This is a genomic window from Streptomyces sp. NPDC048496 (genome assembly GCF_043200055.1).
In the GTDB taxonomy this organism is placed as follows: domain Bacteria; phylum Actinomycetota; class Actinomycetes; order Streptomycetales; family Streptomycetaceae; genus Streptomyces.
Map to the genome: position 1 here is coordinate 34366 of NZ_JBICXB010000012.1, position 23701 is coordinate 58066.

Consider the following 23701-nt stretch of genomic DNA (forward strand, 5'->3'; position numbering starts at 1 on the left):
TTCATGGGGATGCTCGCTTCTCAGTGCGTGAGGTGGCCGCTGAGCCAGTCGGCGGTGCCGGGCAGCCACTCGGTGCGGGCGTTGCCCACCAGGTGGTCGCCGTGCGGGACGACCACGTACTCGCCGCGCTGTCCCGCAGCGGCGAGGTACTTGCCGTTGGCCACGCCCGGGATGGTGTCCGTTCCGCCGTCGATGACGCGCAGCGGGCAGGCGATGCGTTCGGCCACGCCCCGCAGGTCGACACCGCGCGCGAACTCCCGGGCGGCGTCCGGGGTGCCGGCGCGCTGGGTCAGGGTGTCGGTGACGTAGACCGGCAGCTCGTCCCAGTCGAGCCACGAAGGACCGCTGACCGTTGCAACCGCCCGGACACGTGGCTCGTGCGCGGCGCTGACGGCTGCGTAGTAGCCGCCCAGGCTGAGACCGATCAGGCCGACGGTGCGGGCCTCGATCGTGTCGATCACCTCGGTGATGACGTGCTGGTAGTCCGGGCGCGGGGTGCTCTTGACGGCCAGGACGCCCTGCCCCGGGCCGTCCATCGCGAAGACAGCCAGGTCACGCCCGAGCAACGCCTCCGTCACTCCGTGGAATTCCTCCTTGCCGGAGTCCAGGCCCGGGATGACGATGACGACGGGCGCCCCGTGTGGGCCGCGCAGCCAGCCCGTGAAGGTGGAGCCTTTGATGCGTACCGCGTGCCGGTCGAGGTGGGCGTGTGCCCTGCGCATCGCCTCGTCGGACTCGGCGGCGGCCCTCGCGGCTAGCTCTCGGTCGGGATGCGGCAGCAGCACGGCGCAGTGGAACCACCGGGCGGCCAGGCGGTACGACTCTCCCGCCGACACCATGTGCCCCTGGGTCTCGTGGGCTTCGGCGGCGGCGAGGTGTGCCCGGCCGGCCGCGTGGAACGCCGCGGGCCAGTCGTACAGGGAGCCGAGCTGCGCGGTGACGCGCTCGTACTCGAAGGGGTCCAGTCCTGCTGCGCCGGTCCGGGACCGGTTGAGGAACACGAACTCGGGGAGGACGTCGGGCAGGTCGAGGTAAGAGGTCATCGGGGGGCGGCTTTCGTGGAAGGGGGTCAGGACACAGTGAGGACCGCGCTGCCGCGGATCCGGCGGTCGCGCAGGTCGGTGAGTACGGACGCGGTGACCGCCCACCCGGCGACCCGGCCGATCTCCGGGTGCAGGCGCCCCGCCGCCACGAGGCCGACCAAAACAGCCAGGTCCTCTCCGTACGTGGTCGGGAAGTCCATGTAGTGGAAGTGCCGCAGAGTCGCGGACCAGTCCCGCCACGTCCTTCCCGGGCCGCCACTCCGGCTTCTGCTGCCGCTCCAGCTGGAATGTCTCACCCCGGTTGACCGAGAACGCCTCGACCTTGACCAGTGCCTCATGGGGACGGGTCCGGGGGTGGGGAACGTCGGCGAGCGTGACGAGGGCGTCCCTCCGTCCCGTGGGCAGGAGTACCTTCATCGGCAGGCACCACCTTTCGAGGGTCGTGTGTGTGTCAGGTGCCTACAGCAGACCCCGCCTCAATCCTGGCGGTCCAACAACCACGTCACCGTAAGCGACAACCAACAGTTGTCTTCTATGGTGAGGCGCATGGACCTCGACCTCGCACAGGTTCGCGCCTTCACCGCCGTCGCCGAGTCCCTGCATTTCGGCAGTGCCTCGGCCCGGCTCGGGATCACGCAGCAGGCATTGTCCAAGCGCATCGCCCGCCTCGAAGTCCTGCTCGGTGTCCGGCTGTTCGAGCGCGGCCAGGGCAAGGGGGTCCGGCTGACCGAGGCCGGGGAGCGGTTCCTCGCGCCCGCCCGTCAGACGCTGTCGGCGGGTGACCTCGCAGTAGCGGCGGCCCTTGGGGCCCGGCGGCGGCTGCGGATCGATGTCTGGGGGCACCTGTACGGGCCGATGCGTACCCTCGCGCAGGTCGTCGCGGCGGCCCCGGGGCTCGACGTCGAACCGGGCACGGGACGCGACTTCCCCTCGGTGACCGAGGCGTTGCGGCGCAGCGAGGTGGGCGCCGGCTTCGGCCGTGTCCCTTCGCTGCGGGGGCGGGCCCCGGCCGAGCTGGCCCACCGCCTCGTACGGCTCGAGCCAGTCGACGCCGTCGTGAGTGCCGCCCACCCGCTCGCCGCCGCCCCGGAACTGCGTCCGTCGGACCTTCGGACCAGTGTGCTCCGCTACCCGGCGGATGGGGACCGCCTCGACTTCCTCACACACTTCGCCGAGCAGTTCGGCGTCTCACGGTGGACCGGGGGCCCGAATCTCGGGCTCGCGCCCTTCCTGGCGCACATCCGGGACGACCCTTCGTGCTTCTCCCTCTTCCCCGCGGACGCGGTCTCCGGGGACGTGCCCGGTGTGCGGTTCATCCCGCTCATCGCCCCCACCCCGCTGTACGCCTGGTCGCTGGTCTGGTCCGTGGCCGCGGCACACGAGCATCCGGTGCTCGGTGATCTGCTGCAGGCCTTTGCCCAAGCAGCCCGCCAGAAACGGTGGTTGGAGTTCGACCCCGCCCGTGACTGGTTGCCGGGCACGAGCGGGGTGCGACCAGGCTCAGACGTTGTGCGCCCATAGGCGGCGCAGCATGCACGGGTCCTCGAAGCCGACCGAGCGGGCGGCGGCGTCGACCGTGGAGCCATGGCTGATGAGGTGCTCGGCACGTTCGAGGCGGAGGGTCTGCTGGTAGCGCAGTGGGGTGAGGCCTCCGGCGAAGAGGCGGGTGAGGGTACATTCGCTGACACCCACGGCCGCGGCCAGGGCGGACAGGGGCAGTGGCTGATCGAAGCGGGCGTCGAGCAGGTCCTGGGCCCGGTGCACGGTGTCGTCAAGGTGGGAGCGGTACCGGAGCATCGCGCCGGCCTGCGGTTCGTGGCCGTTGCGGCGAGACTAGACGACCATGTCGCGGGCCACCCGCGCGGCGACGACGGGGCCGTGACGGGTGGCGATCAGGTGCAGGGCCAGGTACTTCGCCACCAGCCCCCGGTGGCCCACCTCCGCCTCGGCTTCGCCGCCACCGCCGGCCACGCCGAGCTGAGCGAAGGCGCAGGCCAACCGGGTTACGTACTCCAGGAGTTGCCTCCGGGCAGCCAGGCCGAGGCCCAGTCACCTACGCAGCGCCGCGCCTTTGGCCGCGCATCCATCCGGCCCGCGAGTCGGCCGTACTCGCGGGCGGCCGCGAGTCGGTCCTGGGTCAGGCCTTCTTGACCACGCTCGACTTGAGCTGCATGGCGCCGAATCCGTCGATCTTGCAGTCGATGTCGTGGCCGTCGACTCCGTCGACGAGGCGGATGTTGCGCACCTTCGTGCCCGCCTTGATCCCCGAGGGGCTGCCCTTGACCTTGAGGGCCTTGACGACGGTCACCGTGTCGCCGTCGCTCAGCACATTCCCGACGGAGTCCCTGACGACCCGCTCCGCGGAGACACTCGTGTCGTCCGCGCCGCCCGCGGCGGGAACCCACTCATTGCCGCACTCCGGGCAGACCACCAGAGCGTTCATCTCGTAGGTGTACTCGCTGGAGCACTTCGGGCACGGGGGGAGGTTCTCAAGCATTCGGCCAGAATATCCGAACTCCTGCACGATCCCCTGCCGCGTCCACAGGTGCCCCGGGCCTGTGGTGGTCCGTGGCCGTCCGGCCGGGAGGTTTCCGTCGCCTGGAGTGCGCGCTGAGTACCGTCGCAGCCGAGTCGCTGTGGCTTGTCCTGTTGCTGGGTGTGCTGGCCTTCGCCGTCGTACGGCCGCGCGGGCTGCCGGAGGCCGTCGACCACGGCGAGCGCGATGTACGTCGGGAAGCACCCGTACCTCGGCCGCCCCTCGCCGAGGGGTGGATCCGCGGGCCTCGCCCGCGGATCCACCCCGAACTGGCGCGACACCTGAACCAGGAACCGAACGCGACTGCCGGGACAAGACGCTCTTTCAGCTGTCGAAGTCGACGGTCAGGGTGTCGGACACGGGGAACGTCTGGCAGGTGAGTACGTAGCCGGCGTCGACCTCGGAAGGTTCGAGCGCGTAGTTGCGGCGCATGTCGGCCTCGCCGTCGGTGACCAGAGCACGGCAGGTGCCGCACACGCCGCCCTTGCAGGCAAAGGGCATGTCGGGGCGTACCCGCGTCGCTCCGTCCAGGATCGTCGTCTCACGGGAGAGCGGGGACGTGGTGGAGCGGCCGTCGAGCGTGATGGTGACGTGGCTGACCGGGCCGTCGGCCGTGGCGTCCTCGTGGCGAACGGTGCGGATCGGCGCGTCATCGGCGAAGAACAGTTCCTGGTGCACGCGGTCCGCGGGGACACCGAGGTTCCCGAGGAGCTTCTGCGCGTCCCGGACCATGCCGTGCGGACCGCACAGCCACCAGTGGTCCGCGCCACGGACGTCGACGAGCCCGTCGATGAGCGCGGCGAGGCGCTCGGCATCCAGGCGCCCCGACAGCAGTTCGGCCTCGCGCGGTTCACGGGAGAGGACGTGCCCGAGCTGGAAACGGGTGCGGTAGAGGTCCTTCAGCTCCGCGAGTTCGTCTGCGAACATCACCGTGTCGGTGCGGCGGTTGCCGTAGAAGAGCGTGACCCGGGAGCGGGGGTCCGCGGCCAGGACGGACTCGGCTATGGACAGCATCGGGGTGATGCCGGAGCCGGCGGCGATCAGGACGTGGTGGCCCGGTTCGGTGAGGTCGGGGGTGAAGGCGCCGGTGGGGGCCATCACCTCGATCGTGTCCCCGGGGCGTACGTCATTGACCAGCCAGGAGGAGAAGAGTCCGCCGGGCACGACCCGCACGCCGATGCGGGGGCGGGCGCCGACGGGAGAGCAGATGGAGTACGAGCGTCGCTCGTCGCGCCCGTCGACCTCGCGGCGCAGCGTGAGCGACTGGCCGGGCCGGTAGGCGAACTCCTCCGCCAGCTCATCGGGTATGTCGAAGCTGATGGCGGCGGCGTCCGCACACAGCGGCTGCACCGCGGCGACCCGCAGGGGGTGGAAGGCCGGGCGACGGCGCGTGCGCGCGGGGGCGGCGGACGCGGGGGTGTCCGTCGTGGTGGTCGGGGCCATCAGATCTCCTTGACGTACTCGAACGGCTCAAGACAGCTGCGGCAGCGCCACAGCGCCTTGCAGGAGGTGGCGGCGAAGCGGGACGTCTCCTCGGTGTCCGACGACCCGCAGCGGGGGCACGCCACCGCGCGGCGCGTGACCGACAGCTCCAGCGGCACGGGCCCGCCGGCGCGCCGGGGCGCGCTGCCAGGAGGCGCGATGCCGGCTTCGGTGAGCTTGCGCCGACCCTCGGCGGTGATCCAGTCCGTCGTCCACGGCGGGTCGAGGACGGTGCGGATCTCCACCTGAGCAAAGCCGGCCGCGCGCAGCCGTGCGGCCACGTCGGCGCGCATCTCCGCCATCGCCGGACAGCCGGAGTAGGTGGGCGTCAGTCCCGCGACGACCGTGCCGTCCGGTCGCACCTCGACCCCGCGCAGGACGCCGAGATCGGCCAGGGTGAGCATGGGCAGCTCCGGGTCCGGGACCTGCTCGGCCACGTGCCGCGCCCGGCGCTCGTCCAGGGCGGTCACCATGTCGCGTCCGGGTGGGCGCGGGCCACGCTCTGCAACTCGGCGAGCAGCGGGGCCAGGTGCTCGGTGTGGTCGCCTTCCCTGCCCTGTCCGGGCAGGGCCCCTGCCTCCGGCAGGCGCAGCCCGGCGGCGTCGAGGACCTGCTGGAGCACGGCCGTCGTTTCCTCCCGCACCTGCGCCGGGTCGACGCCGAAGTCCTGCCGGGGCGTGAAGAGTTCGCCCAGGTACGGGGCGACATCGGCGAGCGCCTGCCGCATCCGCCGGAGGGACTCCTCCGTGCCGTCGCCCAGCCGTAGCGTCCAGTCGGCCGCGAACTGGCGGTGGTACGCGAGTTCGTTGACCCCCTTGCCAGCGATGGCCTTCAGGACCGGGTCCTGCGCGGTGGCCGCAAGCCGCTCGCAGACGGCCAGGCGCCAGCTGGACATGACCAGCAGCCGGGTGATGGAGAACGCGAAGTCCCCGTTGGGGAGTTCGGCGAGCCGGACATTGCGGAAGTCCTCCGCGCCACGGAAGTAGGCGTAGGCGTCCTCGCCCCGGCCGGTGCCGTCCACCTGGCCGGCCCGCGCGTACAACAGGCGCGCCTGGCCGAGCAGATCGAGACCGATGTTGGCCAGGGCCACCTCCTCCTCCAGCTCGGGGGCGCGGGTGCACCACTGGGCCAGGCGCTGGGCCCCGACCAGGGCGTCGTCCCCGAGGGCCAGGCAGCAGGCGGCCAGCTCGGCGGGGTCGACCGCGGCGGGCACGGTCGTGTCGACGCCGTGCAGCGGGTCCTCGAAACCGGTGCCGAAGGCCCAGCGGGCGTCCGAGTCCCCGTGCTCCTCGCCCAGGGACAGGTAGACGTGGTCGTCAGTGACGTCGCTCATGCCGTCCTGCTCCTAGATGTGGGGGACATCGTCGGGGATGTCGTAGAAGGTGGGGTGGCGGTAGACCTTGTCGGCACTGGGCTTGAAGAAGGGGTCTTTCTCGTCGCGCGTGGAGGCGGCTATGTCCTCCGAGCGCACCGCCCATATGCTCACGCCCTCGTTGCGCCGGGTGTACAGGTCGCGGGCGTGGCTGAGCGCCATGGCGTCGTCGGCGGCGTGCAGCGAGCCGACGTGGACGTGGTTCAGGCCGCGCTTGCCGCGGATGAACACCTCGTAGAGCGGCCAGCTGTCCTTCGTGCCTTCGGTGTTGCTCATGCCACCGTTCCTTCCTGAATGTTCCGGGCTTGCATGGCTGCCCGCTTGGCCGCGTGGGCGGAGGCCGCCTCGCGCACCCAGGCGCCTTCCTCGTGGGCGGCCCGCCGCCGCGCGACGCGCTCCTTGTTGCAGGGCCCGTCACCGGTGATCACGCGCTGGAGCTCGGACCAGTCGGGGGTGCCGAAGTCGTGGTGGCCGCGCTCCTCGTTCCAGCGCAGCTCGGGGTCGGGCAGGGTCACGCCCAGCTTGGCGGCCTGCGGGACGGTCATGTCGACGAAGCGCCGGCGCAGCTCGTCATTACTGTGCCGCTTGATCTTCCAGGCCATCGAGGCGGCGGAGTTGGGGGAATCGCCGTCGGGCGGGCCGAACATCATCAGGGACGGCCACCACCAGCGGTCCACCGCGTCCTGCACCATCTCGCGCTGGGCGTCGGTGCCCCGCATCATCGTCATCAGCAGCTCGTAGCCCTGACGCTGGTGGAAGGACTCCTCCTTGCAGATCCGCACCATCGAGCGGGCGTACGGACCGTAGGAACTGCGGCACAGCGGCACCTGGTTGCAGATCGCCGCGCCGTCCACGAACCACCCGATCACGCCGACGTCGGCGAAGGTCGGCGTCGGGTAGTTGAAGATCGACGAGTACTTCTGGCGACCCTCGATCAGGCGCTCGGTGAGGTCCGCGCGGTCGGCGCCCAGGGTCTCGGCCGCCGAGTACAGGTACAGGCCGTGTCCGGCCTCGTCCTGGACCTTCGCGAAGAGGATGGCCTTGCGTCGCAGCGACGGGGCCCGGGTGATCCACTCGCCCTCGGGCTGCATGCCGATGATCTCCGAGTGGGCGTGTTGCGCGATCTGCCGGATCAGCGTCTTGCGGTAGCCCTCGGGCATCCAGTCCCGGGGCTCGACCCGCTGGTCCCTCGCGATCGTCGCGTCGAACCGCTCCTGGAGCTCAGGCTCCCCGCAGCCGCCCGGCGCTGCGCCGTGTGACGTGGTCATCGATACCAGCTTCCCTACCGACCATTCGTTCGGTACATAGTCTGACGAATTTTCCCAGCTCCAGCAACCCCTGGACCGGGATCAATGAACCGACGGGCGGCCGTCGGTGCCGACGGCCGCCGCCACGCTCAGTGGCCCTCGAAGGACGGCTTCTCCTTGGCGAGGAACGACCGCACCGCGGCGCGGTGGTCCCGCGTGGCACCGAGGCGCTCCTGCACTGCCGCCTCGCGCTCCAGTACGGCGCGGAGGTCGGCCCCGGCCGCCGCGTCCCGCAGCAGTCCCTTGACCTCGCCGTACGCCGCAGTGGGCCCGGCCCCCTCGGATTCGGCCGCTCCCGTTGTGGTCACCGCCATGTGTAGAACCCCTGCCCCGACTTGCGGCCCAGTTCGCCCCGGGCGACCTTGTCGCGCAGCAACTGCGGCGGGGCGAAGCGCTCCCCGAGCGTCGCGTGCAGGTACTCGGCGATGGCCAGGCGGACATCGAGTCCGACCAGGTCGGTGAGGCGCAGCGGACCCATCGGGTGCTTGTAGCCGAGGCTCATCGCGTCGTCGATCGCCTCCGGCTCCGCGACCCCGTCCTCGACCATGCGGATCGCCTCCAGGCCGAGCGCCAGGCCGAGGCGGCTGCTGGCGAAGCCCGGGGAGTCCCTGACGACGACGTCCTTCTTGCCGAGCGCATGGGTCCAGGCCAGGGCGGCCCGCACGACCTCGGGCGAGGTGTCCGGTGCGACGACGATCTCGACCAGCTCGGAGGCGGGCACGGGGTTGAAGAAGTGCATGCCAAGGAAGCGGCCCGGCTCCTTCAGCGCCGAGGCCAGTTCGGTGACCGAGAGGGAGCTCGTATTGGTGGCCAGCACGGTCGACTTGTCCACCGCCTGTTCGGCCGCGGCGAGCAGCCGGGCCTTGAGGGCGGCGTTCTCCGGAACGGCCTCGACGACCAGCTGGGTGCCCGAAGGCAGCCTGTCGACCGATTCCACGGTCGTGACCCGGGCGAGCACCTGTTCGGCGGGCTCGGCGAGCTTGCCGCGCTCGGCGGCCCGCTGCAGCCCGGCGGCGATCCGGTCCAGGGCGGCGGCCGCAGCCTCCGTGCCGCCCTCCACGACGGTCACGGACGAGCCGATGGCCGCGAACGATTGCGCGATACCGGCCCCCATCCGGCCGCCGCCGATCACGCCCACGACGGTGGGCACGGTCGAACTGCTCATGCCTTGCTCCTGTTCTTCTTCTCCAAGAAGCGCGTCATACGGTCCTGCTTGTCCTGGCCTTCGAAGAGCACGGCCTGCGCCAGGTCGTCGGCGACCGGGTGCGCGCCCGGCGCATCGACGACGAGCTTCGTCAGGCGCAGCGCCGCGGCCGAGGAGCGCGCCATGCGGTCGAGCAGCGCGTGCGCCTCGTCCAGCAGCTTCTCCGCAGGCACCACGTCGATGACGAGCCCTGCGGCCAGGGCCGCCCGAGCGTCCAGATTCCGCCCGGCGAGCAACACCTGCTTGGCGACGGACTCGCCCACCAGCTCCGGAAGCCGCCAGCAGGCGCCGGCCGCCGCGAGTATGCCGAGCCCCGGCTCCGGATTGCCGAAGACGGCGTCGGGCCCCGCGATCCGGATGTCGCAGGCGTACGACAGCTCGGCGCCGCCGCCCAAGGCCCAGCCGTCGACGGCGGCGACCGTCGGCATGGGCAGCCTGCGCACCCGCTCGAACAGACGGCTGTTGATCCCCTGCAGCGCTTCCTCCCGGCCGCGCCGCAGCAGCTCCGCGATGTCGGCGCCGCCCGCGAAGACTCCGCCGTGGCCGGTGAGCAGCAGCAGCTTCGGGTCGCGTTCCAGCAGGTCACAGACCATGTGCAGTTCGCGGATCATCAGCCCGCTGATGGCGTTGCGCGCCTCGGGGCGGTGCAGGGTGACCACGACCCGGTCCTCGCGCTCCTCGACGAGAAGCGTCTCGTACGTCGTCCCGCTCACACCCGCTCCACCAGCATCGCCATGCCCTGCCCCACGCCCACGCACAGCGTGGCCAGGCCCCGGCGAGCGTCCTCACGCTCCAGGCGGCCCAGCAGCGTGAGGAGGATACGGGCACCTGAGCAGCCCAGCGGATGGCCGAGCGCGATGGCGCCGCCGTCGGCGTTGACCTTGTCCTCGTCGAGCTTGAGACGGCGGATGACGGCCAGCGCCTGCGCGGCGAAGGCCTCGTTGAGCTCGATGGCGTCCAGATCGGCGGTCTGCCAGCCGGCGCGGGCGAGTGCCTTCTCCGTGGCGGGAACCGGCCCGAGTCCCATGATGTGGGGCTGGACACCGGCGGAGGCGGAGGTGACGACCCGGGCGCGCGGGGTGAGCCCGTACCGCTCGACGGCCGCCGCGCTCGCCACCACCAGGGCCGCGGCCCCGTCGGACAGCGGCGAGGAGGAGCCCGCGGTGACGATGCCGTCCTTGCGGAAGATCGTGCGCAGGGAGCCCAGCTTCTCCAGCGTCGTCGACGGACGCGGCCCCTCGTCGCACTCCACGAGGCCGCCCTTCACCGGGACCGGCACGATCTCGCGGTCGAAGTGTCCGGCCTCCTGCGCGGCGATGGCACGCCGGTGGCTGCGCAGCGCGAAGGCGTCGGAGTCGGCGCGGGTGATGCCGTCGAGCGCGGCGACCTCCTCGGCCGTCTCGCCCATCGGCAAGGTCACCTTCACCGTCTCCGGCCCCGCCCCGGCCGGCACCGCGCGATCGGCGGCGGCGAAGCGCGGGTTGGTGAAGCGCCAGCCCAGAGACGTGTCGTGCAGTTCGCCCGGCTTGGACCAGGGGGTGCCCGGCTTCTCCATGACCCACGGGGCCCGGGTCATGGACTCCACACCGCCCGCCACGACCAGATCGGCCTCGCCGGACCGGATCGCCTGGGCCGCCGAGGCGACCGCGGTCAGGCCCGAGGCGCACAGCCGGTTGACCGTGTAGCCGGGCACGGTGTGCGGAAGTCCGGCAAGGAGCACGGCCATGCGCGCCACGTCGCGGTTGTCCTCGCCGGCCTGGTTCGCCGCGCCCAGAATGACCTCGTCCACGGCCTCGGCCGGGATCGCGGCACGGCGGACGGCCTCACCGACCACCAGCGCCGCCAGATCGTCGGGGCGTACGGAGGCCAGGGCACCGCCGTAGCGGCCCTGCGGGGTGCGGGCCCCGTCGATCAGGTAGACCTCGTCAGGCATGGGTGCCCTCCTGGATGGTGACGGGGCGGCGCGACTGCAGCGTCGCGAAGCGGCCCGTGACGAATGCGGGATCGGACAGGGTGGCGCTGGCCGCGGGGTTGGCGGCGCTGCCGTGGAAGTCGCTGAACGCCGCGGACTGGTTGACGAAGACGCCGCCCGTGAGGTTCTCCGACAGGTGCACTCCCGTGTCCAGGGCCGCCGACTCGGCCGCGGCCAGGACCTCTTCGCTCGTGGAGTGCACGGCGGCGGTGAGCGCGCCGTGGGCGCGCACCGTCTCACGGAAGATCCGCAGGCTGTGCTCGGTGGAGTCGGTGGCGATGACGAAGGAGACGGGTCCGAACCACTCGCGGGTGTACGTCTCGTCGTCCGACGCCGCGTCGAGGCGCGCGACCAACGGCGTACGGACGGTGGCCTCCGGGTATTCGGGGTGCTCGACCGGCTGCGAGGGGTGGACCGTGCTGCCCAGTGCCGAGGCCTTCTCCAGACGCTCGCGCACGCCGTCGTTGACGAGGGCGCCGAGCGTACCGGCCGCCCTGTCCGGGTCGACGAGCAGCTTGTCCAGCGCGGCGCCCAGATCCGCGGCGAACGCGTCGGCCGTCTTGACCCCCTGGTCGGTGGCGATGCCCTCGCGGGGGATCAGCAGGTTCTGCGGGGTGGTGCACATCTGCCCGCTGTAGAGGGACAGCGAGAACGCCAGATTGCCCAGCAGCCCGCGGTAGTCGTCGGTGGAGTCGAGGACGACCGTGTTGAGGCCCGCCTTCTCCGTGTACACGGCGGCCTGGCGCGCGTTGGTCTCCAGCCAGTCGCCGAACTCGGTGGAGCCGGTGAAGTCGATGATCCGGACGTCCGGGTGGAGCGCGAGGAAGCCCGCGGTCCGCTCGCCCGGCCCCTCGGCGGCGAGGACGACGAGATCGGGGTCGAAGCCCGCCTCGCCCAGGACCTCGCGGGCCGTGCGCACGGCGAGCGCCAGCGGCAGCACGGCGCCCGGATGCGGCTTGATCACGACCGGGTTGCCGGTGACCAGGCTGGCGAACAGGCCCGGGTAGCTGTTCCACGTCGGAAAGGTGTTGCAGGCGATCAGCAACGAGACACCGCGTCCGACGGGCGTGAACTTCTTGTCCATCGCCAGCGCAGCGCCCTTGCGCTGGGGCTTGGTCCAGCGGGCCGACTCCGGGTGCCGCTTCTGCTCGGCCCAGGCGTAGGCGACGGCCTCCAGGCCGCGGTCCTGCGCGTGCGGGCCGCCCGCCTGGAACGCCATCACGAAGGCCTGGCCGGTGGTGTGCTGCACGGCGTGCGCGTTCTCGAAACTGGCCGCGTTCAGCCGGGCCAGGATCTCGACGGCGACTCCCGCGCGCACATCGGGTCCCGCCTCGCGCCAGGGGCCGGTGGCCGCCTTGGCGGCGGCCACCGCCTCCTCCGGAGCGACGCGGGGGTAGGTGATCCCGAGCGCGAAGCCGTAGGGGGAGGTCTCGGTGGCCTGCACGGTCCCGTCGCCGGGGTGTCCGGGCAGCTCGAACGGCTTGCCCAGCTGATTCCGGAAGGCGGCCTCGCCGAGCTTCGCGGCCTCCTCGCCGTACACCGACTTGCTGGGAGTCTCCGGATACGGCGTCCAATGGTCCCGGCTCGCGGTGGCGGCGACGGCCTTTTCCAGCAGCTCACGGTGGCGAGCGAAGAAGTCAATGGGCTCGGGAGTGTTGCGGGGCATGCGGTCCACCTCTTGACAGGCAGTGGTGATGCTTGATTACTTGGCGATTCCGACGCTAACCGAATGTTCGGTCGGTACACAAGGTGGTGGAAAACGTGACGCAGGCCACTGACGTGGCTCGCGGTCCGGTGGAGACGATGTTCGCCGCGGACCAGGCTTCCCGGAATCTCGGCATCGAGCTGGTGCAGCATGGTGAGGGGACCGCCGTGCTGCGCATGACCGTGACGCCGGCGATGGTCAACGGGCACAGGATCGCCCACGGCGGTTATCTCTTCATGCTCGCCGACACCGCCTTCGCCTGCGCCTGCAACAGCCACGGACCCGTGACCGTCGCGGCCGCGGCCGACATCGTCTTCATCGCCCCGGCCCACGAGGGCGACGTCCTCGAGGCGACGGCCGACGAGCGCACCCGGTTCGGCCGCAGCGGGATCTACGACGTGACCGTTCGGCGCATCCATGGCGGTCCGTGCGAAGCGCGGGCGACCGAGGGCGGCGGGACAGCGGCGGGCGAGGTCATCGCGGAGTTCCGCGGGCGCAGCCGCAGCATTCGAAGCACGAAGACGAAGGAGTCGCAATGAGCAGCGAACTGACGGCCCCGGCGGACCAGGGGCCCCGCCTGGGAGAGCCGCTCCCGGACGAGCTGCTGGACAGCGCCGAGCGCATGACACGCGAGCAGCTCCGGCAGCTTCAGCTCGAACGCCTCCAGGCGACTCTGCGACACGCCTACGACAACGTCGAGCTGTACCGCAAGAAGTTCGACGCGGCCGGCGTGAAGCCCGATGACTGCCGCTCCCTCGACGACTTGGCCCGGTTCCCCTTCACCACCAAGGCCGATCTGCGGGACACCTATCCCTTCGGCATGTTCGCCGTCCCCATGTCCGAGATCCGGCGCATCCACGCCTCCAGCGGCACCACCGGCCGCCCCACCGTGGTCGGCTACACCGAGAACGACCTGTCGATGTGGGCCGACGTCGTCGCCCGCTCCATACGCGCCGCGGGCGGCCGTCCGGGCCACAAGGTCCACGTCTCGTACGGCTACGGCCTGTTCACCGGCGGCCTCGGCGCGCACTACGGCGCCGAGCGGGCCGGGTGCACCGTGATCCCCGCGTCGGGCGGTATGACCGCGCGCCAGGTGCAGATCATCCAGGACTTCAAGCCCGAGATCATCATGGTCACGCCCTCCTACATGCTGACGCTGCTCGACGAGTTCGAGCGGCAGGGCGTGGACCCGCGGACCAGCTCCCTGAAGATCGGTATTTTCGGCGCCGAGCCGTGGACGGAGGCGATGCGCCGCGAGATCGAAGAGCGGATGGACATCCACGCCGTCGACATCTACGGCCTGTCCGAGGTCATGGGCCCAGGTGTGGCGCAGGAGTGCGTGGAGACCAAGGACGGACTGCACGTCTGGGAGGACCACTTCTACCCAGAGATCGTCGATCCGCTCATGGACGCCGTCCTGCCCGAGGGGGACAGCGGCGAGCTGGTCTTCACCTCGCTCACCAAGGAAGCCCTGCCGATCATCCGCTACCGCACGCGCGACCTCACGCGCCTGCTGCCCGGCACCGCACGGCCCGCCTTCCGCCGTATCGAGAAGATCACCGGCCGCTGCGACGACATGATCATCCTGCGGGGTGTGAACGTCTTCCCGAGCCAGATCGAGGAGATCGTGCTGCGTGTGCCCGATGTCGCCCCGCACTTCCAGATCGAGCTGACGCAGCGCGGCCGCATGGATCACATGACGGTCCACGTCGAGGCCCGTCCCGGCGCCGGCCCGGAGCAGCGCGAGGCGGCCGCCAAGACGATCGCCAAGGGTGTGAAGGACGGAGTGGGCCTCAGCGTCGACGTGTGCGTGGTCGAGCCGGAGTCCCTGGAACGCTCGGTCGGCAAGATCCGCCGGGTCAAGGATCTGCGCCGGGGGTGACCCTCGGCCCTTGCCACAGTGACTCCTCCCCCCGGATAGATCCGGGGGGCTTCTCCTGTTCGGTGGCTAGGTGTACTGGTCCGGGACGTGGACGTCGCCGCCGAGGCCGCGGGCGGCGTGCCTGGCCCAGTATGGGTTCCGCAGCAGTTCGCGGCCGAGGAGGATCGCGTCGGCTTCGTCGTTGGCGAGGACCTTCTCGGCGTGCTCGGGTTCGGTGATGAGGCCGACGGCGGCGACGGGGAGGGTGGTCTCGTTCTTGACGCGGGCGGCGAAAGGGACCTGGTAGCCGGGGGCGGTGGGGATGCGGACGCCGGAGACGTTGCCACCGGTGGAGACGTCGAGGAGGTCCACGCCGTGCTCCTTCAGCAGGGCGGCGAAGCGGACGGTGTCGTCGGCGGTCCAGCCATTGTCCTCGAGCCAGTCGGTGGCGGAGATTCGGAAGAACAGCGGGAGGTGGTCGGGCCAGACGGCACGCACGGCGTCGACGACTTCGAGGGCGAAGCGGGTGCGGTTCTCGAAGGAGCCGCCGTAGGCGTCGGTGCGCCTGTTGGAATGGGGGGAGAGGAACTCTCCGACGAGGTAGCCGTGGGCGCCGTGGACCTCGACGACCTCGAAGCCGGCGTCCAGCGCGCGGCGTGCGGCTTCCGCGAACTGCCCGACGATTTCCTGGATTTCATCGGTGGTCAGCTCGATGGGTACCGGGTGGCCATCGGCGAAGGCCACGGGGCTGGGGCCCAGCGGCTGCCACCCGTGCGCGTCGGGCCCGACCGGGGCGCCGCCCTTCCAGGGGCGGTCGGTGCTGCCCTTGCGTCCGCTGTGAGCGATCTGGATTCCCGGGATGGTGCCCTGGGTCTTGAGGAAGTCGGTGATTCGGCGCAGGGTCTCGGCCTGGTGGTCGTTCCAGATGCCCAGGTCGTAGGGGGAGATCCGGCCCTCGGGGCTGACCGCGGTCGCCTCGAGGAGGATGAGTCCGGTGCCGCCGGTGGCGCGGGCTGCATAGTGGGCGAAGTGCCAGTCGTGCGCGACACCGGCCTCGGGGCCTTCGGGGGCGGCGGAGTATTGGCACATGGGCGCCATCCATATCCGGTTGGGTACGACGAGCGATCTCAGGGTGCAGGGCTCGAACAGGACACTCACGGCAGACTCCGTTTCACCGGGAACGACAGGATCGCTAGTACGATACATCTCGTAGTACGAGCTTCGTCAAATTACGAAAGTTCTCGTACAACGGCCCACACATGCATGGGGCCCCTCCCGAAGCCGGGAGGGGCCCCATGCATGTGTGGGCCGGTCCTTCAGGATTCAGCCGCGGCGCCGCAGCGTGATCTCCGCATCGGCGTCGTAACCCTGGGTCCAGCTGCGGCCGGCGCCCGACTTCCAGGTGATGTGGGCCGTGGCCCCGTCGACCCTGACCGCTTCCACGGTCATGGCCCGGTCGCCGTCCCGCACATCGCCGCGACGCAGCTCCCCCGCCTTGACCGTCACGGGCTCAGCCGACTGCGCGCTCTCCACTTCGTCCGCCGCACGGGCGAGAGCCGCAGCCAGCTCCCGGGCCCGGGCAGGGGTGCAGATCAGCGAGAGCTCCCCCGACGGACCCGCTGCCCGGACCTCGACCCCCGCCGCAACGGGGGTCACGCCCAGGATCGCACCGCGTCCGTCGCTGTCCTCGGTCTCACTCTTCATCGCTCTGCTCTCTCCTTGCCCGTCCCACGGCTCACTTCAGCCGGAGGCTCTCCGACGGGCCCAGGTAGCTGGGCGTGAGGCCGCCGGTGTCGACCACCAGGTTCTGCAGCACCACCGTCGGGTCGACCATCCAGAATTTCAGCACATGCACACCTGCCCGGCCGATGTGGTGCACCGCACGGGTGCGATTGACGTTGTCGGAGGTGTTGCGCGCCCACTGGACGTTCACGGTGCCGTCGTCGGATCCCGTCACCGCCGTGGCGTTCACAGTCTGCGGTACGTCGTCGTCGAAGGAGACGGCGTACGTGAGGCGGTCGGACGCCGGCGTGTTGTTGCGGGGCGACAGGTACGCGTGCACGGTAACCGGCCCGGCGGTGAACAGGCGTGGGGAACGCCGGCGGATCGCCGTTGAGCGCCTCGTCCTGATGCATCAGGGACGCGGAGATCAGCGTGCAGAGCGGCACGACCACGAGGTCGAGTCAAACCAGCGAGCCCAGACCGGCCAGCGGGTTGCCCCACCGCTTCCGGCGACGGGCCGTGGCAGGTGAGGAGGCCGCAGCCTGACCCCGCACCGGCACCACACGTGCGACATTTTGTATGTACATAGCGGGTAAACAGGAGCTATGGGAGGCTTTGGCGGATTTATTTCAAGACTCCGACGGTCGAACACTGGGCGCTCCCGCACCCTGCTCGGCGTGCGCACCGTGGCCGGGGAAGTCCTGCTGCTGGAGCTGGTGCTCGTGGTGCTGCTCGTCGCCACGGCGGCGTTCTCGCTCGTGGTGCAGGGCCGGCGCGCCGCCGTTCACGAAGCCGAGAGAGGTTCGTACGCCGTCGCCCAGACGTTCGCTCACTCCCCCGGCATCGTGGCGGCGCTGAACAGCCCTGATCCCACCGCAGTGCTGCAGCCGCTCACTGACGAAATCCGGAAAACCACCCACGTCGACAGCGTCGTCGTGGCCGACATGCACGGTATCCGCGTCACCCACCGCGATCCCGCGCTGATCGGCAAGCACCTCGTCGGCCCGTACAAGGAGGCGCTTCAGGGGCATGGCTTCACCCGTACCTTCGTGGGGAGCCGGGGGCCGGCCGTGAACTCGGTGGTGCCCATACCGAGGGCCGACGGCTCGACCGCCGGCCTGGTGTCCGTGGGCATCACGATCAATGACGTGAACAAAATGGCCGACCGCGAACTGCCGGTGCTGGTCGGCGCCGCCGTGGCCGCACTTGCCCTCACCTCCGGCGGTACGGCACTGATCAGCCGGCGTCTGCGGCGGCAGACGCGAGGCCTCGGCCCTGCCGAGATGACGCGGCTGTACGAGCATCACGACGCGGTGCTGCACTCCGTGCGCGAAGGTGTTCTCATCATCGACGGCGACAGGCGGCTGCTCCTGGCCAACGACGAGGCCCGGCGGCTGCTGGGCCTGCCCGCGAACGTCGAGGGGCTTCCGGTGACAGACATCGGTCTGCCTCCTCCCCTCGCGGAACTGCTCGCCTCCGGCCGCAGCGCCTCCGACGAGGTGCGCATGGCCGGCGACCGGCTGCTGGCCGTCAATCTGCGGCCCACCGACGAACATGGCGGACCTGCCGGGACGGTCGCGACCCTGCGGGACACGACGGAACTGGCCGCACTTGCCGACCGGGCCGCAGAGGTACGGGAGCGGCTGCTTCTGCTGCACACGGCCGGTGCGCGCATCGGTACGACGCTGGATATGACCCGGACCGCGGAGGAGCTGACGGAAGTGGTGGTCCCCCGCTTCGCCGACTTCGCCTCGGTCGACCTCGCCGAGCCCGTGCTGCGCGGTGAGGAACCGTCGGTGCCACTCGGCACCGTGCTGGACATGCGGCGTACAGCTGCGGCAGGCATGCGCGCAGACCACCCCTTCTACCCGATCGGACGGGTCGTCGGGTTCGTTCCCACCAGCCCGGCGGTCCTGGGACCGATCCGTGGGCACACCAAGCTGGTGCCGGACCTGTCCGCCGAACCGGGCTGGCTGGGGGCCGACCCCGAACGGGCGGCGAGGATCATCGCGTACGGTGTCCACTCCCTGATCTCCGTTCCGCTGCACGCACGCGGTGCGGTCCTGGGTATGGCGAACTTCTGGCGCTCGGAGAATCCGGACCCCTTCGACGAGGACGATCTGACGTTCGCCGAAGAACTGGTCGCCCGGGCGGCCGTCTGTATCGACAACGCCCGCCGCTACACCCGCGAGCACGAGATGGCGGTGACGCTGCAGCGCAGCCTGCTGCCCCGCGGCCTGCCCGAACAAGCTGCTCTCGACGTCGCCTACCGCTATCTGCCGGCTCAGGCGGGGGTGGGCGGTGACTGGTTCGACGTCATTCCGCTGCCCGGTGCCCGCGTCGCGCTGGTCGTCGGTGACGTCGTCGGGCACGGTCTGCACGCCGCCGCGACGATGGGTCGCCTGCGCACCGCGGTCCACAACTTCTCCACGCTGGACCTTCCGGCCGACGAGCTCCTCGCTCGCATCGACGAAGTGATCGCGCGCATCGACCGGACGGAGAACGCCGACGGCGGGCGCGCGGAGATCACGGGGGCCACCTGCCTGTACGCCGTCTACGACCCGGTGGCCGGCACCTGCTCCACCGCCCGAGCCGGTCATCCCGGTCCCGTCCTGGTGCTGCCCGACGGCACGGTGCAGTTCCCCCACGTCCCCGCAGGCCTGCCCCTGGGCATCGGCGGACTGCCCTTCGAGGCGGTGGAGCTGTCCCTGCCGGAGGGGAGCCGTATGGTGTTCTACACCGACGGTCTCGTCGAGTCGCGCGAGCGGGACTTCGACACCGGACTTGAGACGATGCGCGAAACGCTGGCCGGACAGCACCGGACTCCGGAAGAGACCTGCGACGACCTGATCTCTGCGCTCCTGCCCACACCTCCGGGCGACGACGCCGTCCTCCTGGTGGCCGCCACCCACATCCTCGCCCCCTCCCGTGTCGGCGAATGGGACGTCGAGCCCGACCCATCGGCCGTCGCCGGGGTCCGCAAGGACGTGTCCCAGTGGCTCATCGACCGGGGGCTGGCGGAAGAGACCTTCGCCACCGAGCTGATCCTCAGTGAGCTGGTCACCAACGCCATCCGCTACGGCGTCCCTCCCATCCGGGTCCGGATGCTGCACGACCGCGCCCTGATCTGCGAGGTGTCCGACTCCAGCAGCACCGCACCGCATCTGCGCTATGCGTCGACGACGGACGAGGGTGGCCGCGGACTGTATCTCGTCGCCCAGTTCGCCGATCGCTGGGGCACCCGCTATACAGCCGAGGGCAAGGTCATCTGGTCCGAACAGACACCGGGCACGAGTGGCGCGCCGACATTCGAGTGGACCGATGAGGCCCTGAGCCTCTGAGCGCGCCACCAGGAGCGCTGTCGCCACGCCGTGGGGCACGAACTCGGCGAGGACGGAACGCTGTCCACTTGCCGCGACCGCGGCCACGGACACTCAGAGCCTGTCGGGTGACCTTCGATCGGAAAGCGGACGCGGTCTGGTGCGTGCGATTCCAAGGCGCTGGAAGGTCCTCGGATGGGGTCTCCCCTGCTCGAACGAAGCTGAGAGCTTGGGGAAGGAGCTACTAGGGCATTTCGGCAACGCGGGAAGCGTGCGTGCCAGGGCGTGGCCGCCCGATCAGAGGTCACCCGACAGGCTCTCAGCCGCGGTAGACATCGAGACGGCCGCACATCCCGAACTTTCCGTACGCCGAAGGCTGTTGGGCATGCACGCAGGCAGCCGCAAGATGGCCGCCGTCCCCCTGCGCCAAGGCCGCCAGCTGGTCGCCGGTCGCCCGGGACGCGGCTGCGGCACCCTGTTCCCAGCGCCCCCGCCAGTCGTGCGTCCGATGCCTCACGAGCGCGGCGGCCGCCCGGTGGAAGGCGGCGAGCGCCTCGGTGTCGCCCGCCTCCGTGGCCCGGCGCAGCGCCAGAAACCCCTGGACGGCGAGGTCGCGGCGGGCACGGGCGGCGCCTTCCTGTTCCGGCTCGGAGCCGTCGACGGGCAGAGCAACGGCCGCGCGATACGTGTCGGGGTCCGTCAGGAAGCGGGGCGGGAGGGTGAGCACGGCGTCGCCCGCCTCGGGCAGTCCGCTGTTCTGCATGAGAACGACGATACGCAGGTCGTCGTCGTTGACGAGCCGGTGGATCGCACCGGGGGTGAACCACACCAGCGAGCCGGCGGCCAGGGACGTCTGCCGGAAGCCGGACACGGTGAGCGTCTGCACCGAGCCCGTGCCCCCGACCACCACATACCCCTCGGAACAGGTGAGATGGAGGTGGGGCGTGCCGCCGCGCAGTCCGTCCTCAGTGGGCCAGTCGTAGACCCTGAGGTGGGAGACGGCTACGGCGCCGGGCAGTCCTTCGAAGGTCACCACGGGCGCTCCTCGGTCCGGTTCGTCGGCTGTTCCTCGGGGGCCGATCGAGGGCCCACCGATTGGGCAAGCGCTTTCTACAAGGAAGTTACGGCCTGCCCGGGACGGCGGTCAAGGGTGCCGGACAGCGTCGGCCGCGACCCGGGTGCCGGATCGCCGCCCGCCCCCGCACTCGCCATCCGACCTGCGTAAATGCCTACTCTGCGCGCCACTGTCCGCAGCCGGGTGCAGACTGGCCCGTATCCGTCACAAAGGCGTTTCGGGAGGTGTCGGCGATGTCCGACGTACTGCTCACTGTGGGAACCCGCAAAGGACTCTTCATCGGCCGCAGACGCCGTGGCACATGGGAGTTCGGCGACCCGCATTTCAACGCGCAGGCGATCTACTCCATCGCCATCGACACCCGCGGTCGGGCCCCCCGGCTGCTGGTCGGCGGGGACAGCGCGCACTGGGGACCCTCGGTGTTCCACTCCGACGATCTGGGCGCGACCTGGGTCGAGCCGAAGCAACCGGCGGTGAAATTCCCCCAGTTCACCGGGGCCTCGCTGGAGCGGGTCTGGCAGCTGCACCCGGCCGGGGAAGAGGCGCCGGATGTCGTGTACGCGGGGACGGAGCCGGCCGCACTGTTCCGCTCCGAGGACCGCGGGGAATCGTTCGAGCTGGTGCGCCCGCTGTGGGAGCATCCGACGCGCTCGAAGTGGGTCCCGGGCGGGGGCGGCGAGGGGCTGCACACGATCCTGACCGATCCGAGGGACGCGCAGGCGGTGACCGTCGCGGTCTCCACGGCCGGGGTGTTCCGCACCAAGGACGGCGGAGCGAGTTGGGCCCCGTCGAACAAGGGGGTGTCGGCGGTCTTCCTGCCGGATCCGAACCCGGAGTTCGGCCAGTGCGTCCACAAAATCACCCGGGACGCGGTCGATCCGGACCGGCTCTATCTCCAGAACCACTGGGGTGTGTTCCGCAGTGACGACTCCGGGGACAACTGGACGGACATCGGCGGGGGGCTGCCCTCCGACTTCGGCTTCGCCGCGGCCGCGCATCCGCACCGGGCGGAGACGGCGTACATCTTCCCGATCAACGCGGATGCCGACCGCGTGCCGGCCGAGCACCGCTGCCGGGTGTTCCGTACGAGCGACGCGGGCAACAGTTGGGAGCCGCTGTCCGCCGGACTGCCCGAGGAGACGCATTACGGCACGGTGCTGCGCGACGCCCTCTGCACGGACGACGCCGATCCGGCGGGGGTCTATTTCGGCAATCGCAACGGCGAGGTGTACGCGAGCGGCGACGACGGGGACAGCTGGGAGCAGCTCGCCTCGCACCTGCCGGACGTCCTCTGTGTACGGGCGGCGGTCGTCGGCAGTTGATCACCCCGGTCGTATGAGCAGTAGAGTGCGGCCCGTGGCAGCAAGACCGTTGAAAGAAATCATCGAGCCGGGATGGGCGCAGGCCCTGGAACCCGTGGCCGAACGCATCGCCGCGATGGGCGACTTCCTGCGCGCGGAGATCGCCGCGGGGCGCACCTATCTGCCCGCGGGGCAGAATGTGCTCCGCGCGTTCCAGCAGCCGTTCGACGAGGTGCGGGTCCTGATCGTCGGTCAGGACCCCTACCCCACACCGGGACATGCGGTGGGGCTGAGTTTCGCCGTCGCGCCGGAGGTCCGGCCGCTGCCGGGCAGCCTGGAGAACATCTACCGGGAGCTTCACACCGACCTGGAGCTGCCCCGGCCGTCCAACGGCGATCTGACGCCCTGGACCCGCCAGGGGGTGCTGCTGCTCAACAGGGCGCTGACCACGGCGCCCCGTCGGCCGGCGGCGCATCGCGGCAAGGGCTGGGAGGAAGTGACCGAGCAGGCGATCCGGGCGCTGGTGGCGCGCGGAACACCGCTGGTGTCCGTGCTGTGGGGGCGCGACGCCCGCAATCTGCGGCCGCTGCTGGGTGAGCTCCCGGCGATCGAGTCCTCGCACCCCTCCCCCATGTCCGCGGACCGCGGGTTCTTCGGCTCGCGGCCGTTCAGCCGGGCCAATGAACTGCTGGAGCGCCAGGGCGCCCGGCCGGTCGACTGGCAGCTTCCGTGACCGCCGCCGCGGGGTCGTACGTGATCGGAGTGGACTCGGGCGGTTCCGGGCTCCGGGTGGCGCTCGGCGCGATCGGGGCCGAGAAGCCGGTGGCGACGGCGGTCTGCGCCGAGCCGGTGCGGACCGGTCCGGCCGGGATCGATGCCGGACACCTGCTGGAGCAGCTGCTTCCCGCCGTCGACGAGTTGCGGGCGCAGGCCGGGGAGCGGGCGAAGACGGCCGCCGACTTGTCCGTCGTCGCCGTGGCAATCGGCGCCGCCGGTATGGCGACGCTCGGGGACCAGCTGCGCGCGGAGCTGCCCGCGGCGCTGGAGCGGGCGCTCGGGGTGCAGCTGGTGGCGCTGGCCGCCGACGCGGTGACGGCGTACGCGGGAGCGGTCGGGCAGCGGCCGGGAGCCGTCGTCGCGGGCGGCACCGGCATGATCGCGCTGGGGACGGATCTGACGAGCTGGCGCCGGGCCGACGGCTGGGGTCATCTCCTCGGCGACAGCGGCGGCGGCGCCTGGATCGGGCGGGCCGGGCTCGATGCGGCGATGCGCGCCCATGACGGGCGACGCGGCGGCTCGGTCGCGCTGCTGGCCCGGCTGGAGTCGGTGTTCGGTCCGGCGCCGGAACTGCCCGGTCTGCTCTATCCGCGTACCGACCGTCCGGCGCTGCTGGCCTCGTTCGCCCCCGAGGTCGCCGCGTGCGCCGGGGACGATCCGATCGCCGCGGGCATTCTGCGGGACGCCGCCGGTCATATCGCGGAGGCGGCCGCCGCGGTGTGCCCGGAGGGCGGGGCGGCCGACGAGCGGTGCGAAGTGGCCCTGACGGGTGGCTTGTTCCGGATGGGCGATCCGCTCCTCGCACCCCTGCGTGAAGAGCTCGCCCGGCAACTGCCGCAGGCGCGGACGGTCGCTGGTTCGGGTGATCCGCTGACCGGTTCGCTGCGCATCGCCGAGGCGATGGCCACCGGTGAGCTGCGGTTGCCGCTCCACCCGACGCTGCTGTGCGTACCCGCATACGGGCCCGGGCGAGGGCGGCCGTAAGGGGCGACAGAGCAGGGCAGTTGACCGGTAAGCCATTGAT

General features: G+C 71.0%; 23 protein-coding genes and 2 pseudogenes. 7 read left to right on the forward strand and 18 right to left on the reverse strand.

Translation table 11 applies throughout. The annotated features are described in order from the left end of the window. Positions 1-20 precede the first annotated feature (20 nt). Both ACGFSA_RS14770 and ACGFSA_RS14775 read right to left on the reverse strand, forming a co-directional pair. Positions 21-1043 carry an alpha/beta hydrolase family protein gene (locus ACGFSA_RS14770; RefSeq protein ID WP_393304099.1) on the reverse strand — a complete coding sequence of 341 codons (1023 nt, stop codon included), beginning with the start codon at positions 1041-1043 and terminating at the stop codon, positions 21-23. A 26-nt stretch (positions 1044-1069) separates the two neighbouring features. Further along, on the reverse strand, positions 1070-1243 hold the full coding sequence (locus ACGFSA_RS14775) for a hypothetical protein (RefSeq protein WP_393304101.1): 174 nt from the start codon (positions 1241-1243) through the stop codon (positions 1070-1072). 346 nt (positions 1244-1589) lie between these two features. Between ACGFSA_RS14775 and ACGFSA_RS14780 the strand changes: the two genes are divergently transcribed. After that, the gene (locus ACGFSA_RS14780) at positions 1590-2564 is read left to right on the forward strand and encodes a LysR family transcriptional regulator (protein WP_393304103.1); all 975 of its coding nucleotides are present in this window, start codon (positions 1590-1592) and stop codon (positions 2562-2564) included. Here the strand turns inward: ACGFSA_RS14780 and ACGFSA_RS14785 are convergent. From ACGFSA_RS14785 to paaN, 12 genes and pseudogenes are all read right to left on the reverse strand, one after another. Beyond that, positions 2544-2951: pseudogene (locus tag ACGFSA_RS14785) on the reverse strand (helix-turn-helix domain-containing protein); the annotation flags it as partial. The gene ACGFSA_RS14780 and the pseudogene ACGFSA_RS14785 sit on opposite strands and share 21 nt — an antisense overlap. Positions 2952-3180: 229 nt before the next feature. After that, entirely contained in the window at positions 3181-3540 is a 360-nt protein-coding gene (locus ACGFSA_RS14790) for a zinc ribbon domain-containing protein YjdM (RefSeq protein ID WP_393304105.1), read from the reverse strand. Positions 3541-3903: 363 nt separating this feature from the next. Next, positions 3904-5022 (reverse strand): 1,2-phenylacetyl-CoA epoxidase subunit PaaE, encoded by a 1119-nt coding sequence (gene paaE / locus ACGFSA_RS14795; protein WP_393304107.1) that lies wholly within the window; start codon positions 5020-5022, stop codon positions 3904-3906. Continuing rightward, positions 5022-5534 carry a 1,2-phenylacetyl-CoA epoxidase subunit PaaD gene (paaD, locus tag ACGFSA_RS14800; RefSeq protein WP_393304109.1) on the reverse strand — a complete coding sequence of 171 codons (513 nt, stop codon included), beginning with the start codon at positions 5532-5534 and terminating at the stop codon, positions 5022-5024. The genes paaE and paaD overlap by 1 nt, the downstream gene beginning before the upstream one ends. Continuing rightward, entirely contained in the window at positions 5528-6394 is an 867-nt protein-coding gene (paaC, locus tag ACGFSA_RS14805; RefSeq protein WP_393304111.1) for a 1,2-phenylacetyl-CoA epoxidase subunit PaaC, read from the reverse strand. The genes paaD and paaC overlap by 7 nt, the downstream gene beginning before the upstream one ends. A 12-nt stretch (positions 6395-6406) precedes the next feature. After that, positions 6407-6709 carry a 1,2-phenylacetyl-CoA epoxidase subunit PaaB gene (paaB, locus tag ACGFSA_RS14810; RefSeq protein WP_358860600.1) on the reverse strand — a complete coding sequence of 101 codons (303 nt, stop codon included), beginning with the start codon at positions 6707-6709 and terminating at the stop codon, positions 6407-6409. Beyond that, positions 6706-7701, reverse strand: a complete 996-nt coding sequence (paaA, locus tag ACGFSA_RS14815; RefSeq protein WP_393304114.1) for a 1,2-phenylacetyl-CoA epoxidase subunit PaaA — start codon at positions 7699-7701, stop codon at positions 6706-6708. The genes paaB and paaA overlap by 4 nt, the downstream gene beginning before the upstream one ends. 128 nt (positions 7702-7829) lie before the next feature. Then, positions 7830-8054, reverse strand: a complete 225-nt coding sequence (locus ACGFSA_RS14820) for a hypothetical protein (RefSeq protein ID WP_393304116.1) — start codon at positions 8052-8054, stop codon at positions 7830-7832. Continuing rightward, positions 8045-8905, reverse strand: a complete 861-nt coding sequence (locus ACGFSA_RS14825) for a 3-hydroxyacyl-CoA dehydrogenase family protein (protein ID WP_393304118.1) — start codon at positions 8903-8905, stop codon at positions 8045-8047. Before ACGFSA_RS14825 ends, ACGFSA_RS14820 begins: the two co-directional genes overlap by 10 nt. Beyond that, positions 8902-9657, reverse strand: a complete 756-nt coding sequence (locus tag ACGFSA_RS14830) for an enoyl-CoA hydratase/isomerase family protein (RefSeq protein ID WP_393304120.1) — start codon at positions 9655-9657, stop codon at positions 8902-8904. The genes ACGFSA_RS14825 and ACGFSA_RS14830 overlap by 4 nt, the downstream gene beginning before the upstream one ends. Beyond that, positions 9654-10877, reverse strand: a complete 1224-nt coding sequence (locus tag ACGFSA_RS14835; protein WP_393304122.1) for a thiolase family protein — start codon at positions 10875-10877, stop codon at positions 9654-9656. Before ACGFSA_RS14835 ends, ACGFSA_RS14830 begins: the two co-directional genes overlap by 4 nt. Continuing rightward, a complete protein-coding gene (gene paaN / locus ACGFSA_RS14840) occupies positions 10870-12582 on the reverse strand; it encodes a phenylacetic acid degradation protein PaaN (RefSeq protein WP_393304124.1) in 1713 nt (570 codons plus the stop codon). The genes ACGFSA_RS14835 and paaN overlap by 8 nt, the downstream gene beginning before the upstream one ends. Positions 12583-12677: 95 nt before the next feature. Between paaN and paaI the strand changes: the two genes are divergently transcribed. Both paaI and paaK read left to right on the forward strand, forming a co-directional pair. Beyond that, positions 12678-13160 carry a hydroxyphenylacetyl-CoA thioesterase PaaI gene (paaI, locus tag ACGFSA_RS14845; RefSeq protein ID WP_393304126.1) on the forward strand — a complete coding sequence of 161 codons (483 nt, stop codon included), beginning with the start codon at positions 12678-12680 and terminating at the stop codon, positions 13158-13160. Next, positions 13157-14503: a phenylacetate--CoA ligase PaaK gene (gene paaK / locus ACGFSA_RS14850; protein WP_393304128.1), complete on the forward strand. Its 1347-nt coding sequence runs from the start codon at positions 13157-13159 to the stop codon at positions 14501-14503. Before paaI ends, paaK begins: the two co-directional genes overlap by 4 nt. 66 nt (positions 14504-14569) lie before the next feature. Here paaK and ACGFSA_RS14855 read toward each other — a convergent pair whose 3' ends face one another. The 3 genes and pseudogenes from ACGFSA_RS14855 to ACGFSA_RS14865 all read right to left on the reverse strand — a co-directional run. Then, a complete protein-coding gene (locus tag ACGFSA_RS14855; RefSeq protein WP_393304130.1) occupies positions 14570-15640 on the reverse strand; it encodes an NADH:flavin oxidoreductase/NADH oxidase in 1071 nt (356 codons plus the stop codon). A gap of 165 nt (positions 15641-15805) precedes the next feature. After that, on the reverse strand, positions 15806-16186 hold the full coding sequence (locus ACGFSA_RS14860; protein WP_393304132.1) for a hypothetical protein: 381 nt from the start codon (positions 16184-16186) through the stop codon (positions 15806-15808). A gap of 31 nt (positions 16187-16217) precedes the next feature. Next, a pseudogene (locus ACGFSA_RS14865) lies at positions 16218-16568 on the reverse strand (glycosyl hydrolase); the annotation flags it as partial. A gap of 241 nt (positions 16569-16809) precedes the next feature. Between ACGFSA_RS14865 and ACGFSA_RS14870 the strand changes: the two are divergent. Then, entirely contained in the window at positions 16810-19545 is a 2736-nt protein-coding gene (locus ACGFSA_RS14870; protein ID WP_393304134.1) for a SpoIIE family protein phosphatase, read from the forward strand. 298 nt (positions 19546-19843) lie between these two features. On the opposite strand, the gene ACGFSA_RS14875 is transcribed toward ACGFSA_RS14870, so the two are convergent. Further along, positions 19844-20560, reverse strand: a complete 717-nt coding sequence (locus tag ACGFSA_RS14875) for a cupin domain-containing protein (RefSeq protein ID WP_393304136.1) — start codon at positions 20558-20560, stop codon at positions 19844-19846. A 272-nt stretch (positions 20561-20832) separates the two neighbouring features. On the opposite strand from ACGFSA_RS14875, the gene ACGFSA_RS14880 reads away from it, so the two are divergent. The 3 genes from ACGFSA_RS14880 to ACGFSA_RS14890 are packed head-to-tail and all read left to right on the forward strand — an operon-like array spanning position 20833 to position 23661. Next, positions 20833-21921, forward strand: a complete 1089-nt coding sequence (locus ACGFSA_RS14880) for a WD40/YVTN/BNR-like repeat-containing protein (RefSeq protein ID WP_393304138.1) — start codon at positions 20833-20835, stop codon at positions 21919-21921. Between the two features lie 34 nt (positions 21922-21955). After that, positions 21956-22633 carry a uracil-DNA glycosylase gene (locus ACGFSA_RS14885; protein ID WP_393304140.1) on the forward strand — a complete coding sequence of 226 codons (678 nt, stop codon included), beginning with the start codon at positions 21956-21958 and terminating at the stop codon, positions 22631-22633. Then, a complete protein-coding gene (locus tag ACGFSA_RS14890; protein ID WP_393304142.1) occupies positions 22630-23661 on the forward strand; it encodes an N-acetylglucosamine kinase in 1032 nt (343 codons plus the stop codon). The genes ACGFSA_RS14885 and ACGFSA_RS14890 overlap by 4 nt, the downstream gene beginning before the upstream one ends. Positions 23662-23701: the final 40 nt, after the last annotated feature.